Origin of the sequence: Pseudoalteromonas shioyasakiensis (assembly GCF_022398475.1) — a bacterium.
Lineage (GTDB): Bacteria > Pseudomonadota > Gammaproteobacteria > Enterobacterales > Alteromonadaceae > Pseudoalteromonas.
The window spans coordinates 1-4,531 of record NZ_JAKEVM010000210.1 but is presented as its reverse complement, the minus strand read 5'-3'; the positions used below and the strand labels follow the sequence as shown (position 1 = coordinate 4,531).

5 protein-coding genes are annotated in these 4,531 nt (G+C 41.4%); 1 reads left to right on the top strand and 4 read right to left on the bottom strand.

Annotated features, from left to right (window positions below; genetic code table 11):
• Nucleotides 1–193: 193 nt before the first annotated feature.
• Entirely contained in the window at nucleotides 194–1,408 is a 1,215-nt protein-coding gene (locus L1D51_RS20455) for an acetate kinase (RefSeq protein ID WP_119851648.1), read from the bottom strand.
• A 290-nt stretch (nucleotides 1,409–1,698) separates the two neighbouring features.
• On the opposite strand from L1D51_RS20455, the gene yfbV reads away from it, so the two are divergent.
• Complete coding sequence (yfbV, locus tag L1D51_RS20450) at nucleotides 1,699–2,145, top strand: terminus macrodomain insulation protein YfbV (protein WP_063704635.1); 447 nt, start codon at nucleotides 1,699–1,701, stop codon at nucleotides 2,143–2,145.
• On the opposite strand, the gene L1D51_RS20445 is transcribed toward yfbV, so the two are convergent.
• From L1D51_RS20445 to xthA, 3 genes are read right to left on the bottom strand one after another with little or no spacing between them, the layout of a single operon-like run.
• Nucleotides 2,142–2,939: a putative RNA methyltransferase gene (locus L1D51_RS20445; protein ID WP_239964691.1), complete on the bottom strand. Its 798-nt coding sequence runs from the start codon at nucleotides 2,937–2,939 to the stop codon at nucleotides 2,142–2,144. The genes yfbV and L1D51_RS20445 overlap by 4 nt on opposite strands.
• Complete coding sequence (locus L1D51_RS20440; RefSeq protein ID WP_239964689.1) at nucleotides 2,936–3,586, bottom strand: energy-coupling factor ABC transporter permease; 651 nt, start codon at nucleotides 3,584–3,586, stop codon at nucleotides 2,936–2,938. Before L1D51_RS20440 ends, L1D51_RS20445 begins: the two co-directional genes overlap by 4 nt.
• Nucleotides 3,583–4,392 (bottom strand): exodeoxyribonuclease III, encoded by an 810-nt coding sequence (xthA, locus tag L1D51_RS20435; RefSeq protein ID WP_063704639.1) that lies wholly within the window; start codon nucleotides 4,390–4,392, stop codon nucleotides 3,583–3,585. Before xthA ends, L1D51_RS20440 begins: the two co-directional genes overlap by 4 nt.
• Between the last annotated feature and the right edge of the window lie 139 nt (nucleotides 4,393–4,531).

Genomic DNA, 4,531 nt, shown 5'->3' with positions numbered 1-4,531 from the left:
ATTTAGTAGGCGTTTAAATCGCCTGCTGTCATAATGCTGAAGCGCCTTTGGAGCATATTGGTGTTTTTATTCTTTCAGAAGATGGGGCTATAAAGTATTTATGTAATTTTTGTAAATGTAAAAGCCTGAGCTCCTAAAAAGTTCAGGCTTTAGAGAATTTAGCCCAAATCAAGTAATTCTACGTGCCATATACTTAACCCTCCTTTGCAATGCGGGCTGCATCGTTAGCAATAACCCATTCTTCGTTGGTCGGGATCACAAACGCTTTAGCGTGGGCTTGGCCTTTTGAGATTAAGCCTTCTTTTCCAAAGCGAGCAGCTAAGTTTGCAGCTTCGTCACACTCAAGGCCTAAAAAGCCTAATTGGGTGATCACTTTGTCACGAATGATATCTGAGTTTTCACCGATACCACCGGTGAAAATAAGTGCATCAAGGCGTTGTACAGGCACTAAGAATGCGGCGATTTGTTTTGCTAATCGGTAGCAGAAAATATCGAGAGCAAGGTTCGCTTGCGGGTGACCTTCAACAGCGGCTTCTTCAATAGTGCGACAGTCATTTGATAATTCACTAATACCTAACAGGCCACTTTGCTTATTAAGTAAGTCATCAATTTCTTGCACTGAATAATTAAGTTGCTGAGTTAAAAACGTGAATAAACCCGGGTCGATGCTACCACTGCGCGTGCCCATCACTAAGCCTTCAAGCGGTGTCAGGCCCATGCTGGTATCAACGCTCTTACCATCTTTAATCGCACACACTGAACAACCATTACCTAAATGCGCACTGATCACATTGGTTTGCTCACGCTCTTTACCTAGCAATTTTGCCGCTTCACCAGCAACATAATAATGGCTTGTACCATGGAAACCATAACGTCTTACGCCATGCTCTTTATAAAGCGAGTAAGGTAGGGCGTATAAGTACGCAATATTTGGCATCGTTTGATGAAATGCCGTATCAAATACTGCAATTTGCGGTAGCGTTGAGAACGCTTGCTGTGCAGTGCGAATGCCCAATAAATTTGCAGGGTTATGAAGTGGAGCAAGTGCCGCTGTTTTTTCGATAGCTGTAAGTACATTATCGTCGATAAGCACAGACTCAGTGAAATGCTCACCACCGTGCACAACACGATGACCCACCGCAATTAAGTTATCTGCCAGACCTAACTCATTAACTAGCTTCACAAGTTCAGCAATAGCTGCATCGTGGGCTTGGCCCTTTGCCAGTTCGATAAGTTGTTTTTCACCATTATATTTATATTTGATTGAAGGCGTGTCTGAGCCAAGGCGCTCAGCTAAACCAGAAATAACTTCGTCAGAAGTAGTGGCATCTAAAATGGCAAATTTTAAACTTGAACTACCACAGTTCAGTACTAAAACATGTTGTGGTGAGCAAAGGTGCGTCGACATAGCTAGGTCCTAAAAATACGATATCAGTCAGTGTATATTAAGGCTTGATAATTAGAATTCTTTGCCAGTATAGTAAATAAGTATTTTGTTGCTACACTTAACAAAGCTAGGCTGTAATTATACTAAAGTCTGGTTGACTTAAGCCGATAACATTTTATCTCATTTAGACATTAAACGTTAGTCTCATTACCATTAATTTGGTATTAAAACTAGGACAGGTTTTGCAGGGATTGTATCCGGGAGTGTGTTACACTCGATTGTGAAACAAGATGAAGACCCTAGGAGTGATGATGCAAAAAGGTGTCATGTCACAAGTGCAAACAGGTCGTCAATACGCTAAAAAATGGCCGATGCGACAAGAGCTCGCTCCATTGTTTGCCGAATTTAGAGTGATCAAGGCCACAGATCTGGCTATTACAGTGATGCCAATATTGGCAATGCTGACTGTATTTATGCAAGTTAATTATTTAGGTAGTGATTATTTTCCACAAGCAATCACTATCGCGCTTTTCTTTTTATCACTACCGCTGCAAGGTTTGTTGTGGCTAGGCCGCCGTGCAGAAACCCGTTTAGAACCAGCAATGCTAAGTTGGTACACAGAGCTGCACAGTAAAATGAAAGCGCATGGTTATCAGTCACAATTAACGACTGAAAAACCACGCTATTCAGATTTAGCTCAACTATTAAAAGATATGTTCGAAAAAATGGATAAAGCCTTTACTAAAGAACACTTCTAATCACGAATAAACTGGCTCACATAAAACGATAACGTTACTTTTTGTGGGCCTTGCTGCTCAATCTGCTGCCAATGCTCTGGGCGAAATTTCCATGCAAACGGCGTCATCATAATTAAATGTTTAATCTCTTCGACAGACAACAGCACCTGTTGCTCTAATAATGTTGTTGACTCGTTGCTGAAGCCTGCTGGTGGATCTATCTCTGTATGCGGTTTAACATCTGCATAAATAAACGCTTTTAACTCTTTAAGATGCCAAGGGCCAGGGCTTGCAACAATTAAACTTGCTTGCGGTTTGGCAAGTCGGGCAAGTTCTTGTGCAAATAAAGGGGCAAACACACTAACAAGTACATCCGCTTTGGCATCTGCAAAAGGGGCTTGGCTAATCGACGCGACACTAAAATGCGCATTTTCATACCGCTTAGCGGCGTATTTTACCGCCGGTTTCGAAATATCAACACCATAAACATCGGCACTTGATTGTGCTGCAATTGCTTGAGTGTAAAAACCTTCACCACAGCCTAAATCAATCACTGAACTTGGAGCGAGAGATGCTACTAATTCAGCTAAAGCGCGCTGTAAAAACAAATAGTGCCCGGCACTTAAAAATGCGCGGCGTGCTTGCACCATTTCAAGGTTATCGCCCGGTTGTTTCGACTTTTTATTTTGCACGGGAAGTAAATTGACATAACCCTCTTTGGCGATATCAAAACTGTGATTATTGTCACAGCGGTACGTTTTTTCGGTGAGTGTCAGTTCAAGTTTGCAAAGCGGGCAGTGATAGTGAAGACTCATGAGTCTAAGTAGTCCTTATCATAAAAGGTTTTAACCCAGTAAGGGCGATAGGTGATCAACAAGGTGATTGCCATGCCATTGAGCATCGCTTCAGGAAACCAAATTATGGCACACAGGATCAAATAGTTTTCTGAAATCTCAATAAAACTGTAATCACCAAGCAAGTAATAAAGCACACCACTGGTGAGTATTTTAATACAGGCGATAACAGCTGCGGTTAAAAACGCGCATAAAAAGATATAAATAAAAAAGTGTCTTGGTAAATAGGTATAGCAAATTACAAAGCACAGATAGCTCAACGTAATTGGAATGAACGCTGTAAATAACAAATGCACAGGCAATAAACTGATTGGCAATTGTGCAACCAGCACTAACAACAAACTCGCCAAGGTGCTTGCAAAAATAGCCAGTCGCCAACCTAAAATTAGGGTCACAGCAGTGACCCCCAAAATATGCAATTCGAGGCCAGGTAATATGCCTGCTTTAATACGCCACAGTACCGCAAGTACAAGGGCACATGCGAGTACACCCACTTGTCTTATCGGTGTTGACAGCAAATGTGACAGGCTTTGTTTATCAAAGCTGAGCCAAATTATTATAGCCACACAGCTCCACAACGGGAGCTGCCATTGCAGTGTGTCTATCATGCGTTAAATGTTGACCAAATTGGCGCATGATCAGATGGTTTTTCGATACCGCGCAACTCGTAATCAATACCAGACTCAACACAACGCTCAGCAAGAGCAGGGGTTGCTAAGATCACATCAATACGCAGACCGCGGTTGTCATCAAACCCTTTTGAGCGGTAATCAAACCACGAATATTGTTCTGTTTTTTCTGGATAAAGTTCACGGAAGGTATCTTTAAAGCCCCAGTTTAATAACGTGCTTAACCATTCACGTTCTTCAGGTTGGAAAGAACACTTACCTGTTTTTAACCAGCGTTTACGGTTTGGTTCACCAATACCAATGTCGAGATCAGTTGGCGAAATATTAATGTCACCCATCACGATAACATCTTGATCAGGCGTGTGGTTATCTTCTAGATGGGTCATTAAATCTTTATAGAATTGACGCTTATAAGGAAACTTTGTTTCATGGGCAATGTTGTCACCTTGCGGGAAGTAGCCATTCATTACCGTTAAGTCGCGACCATTTTCTTGTGTCACTGTTACGCTGATCATACGGCGCTGTGATTCGTCGGTATCGGTTGCAAAACCTTTTACTACAGATTTAGGTTCTTGCTTACATAACATTGCCACACCGTAATGTGCTTTTTGACCATGAAAATAAACGTGATAGCCCATTTTTTGTACGTCTTCGAGAGGAAAGGCCTCATCGTGCACTTTGATTTCTTGTAAGCCGATGATATCTGGTTGATGTTTATCAATTACAGCCTGCAATTGGTGTAAACGAGCGCGCAGCCCGTTAATGTTAAATGAGATTACCTTCATGGTTTACCTATCTGTATTTTTGATTATTCGTTTAGCGCAATTCTATCATCAAACTAGGGCTTATTCATGAGCAAATTACGAAAATCAAATTGAGTAAATGTTGATCAATTGCTGCTTATTTTAAAGACATTGTTAACTC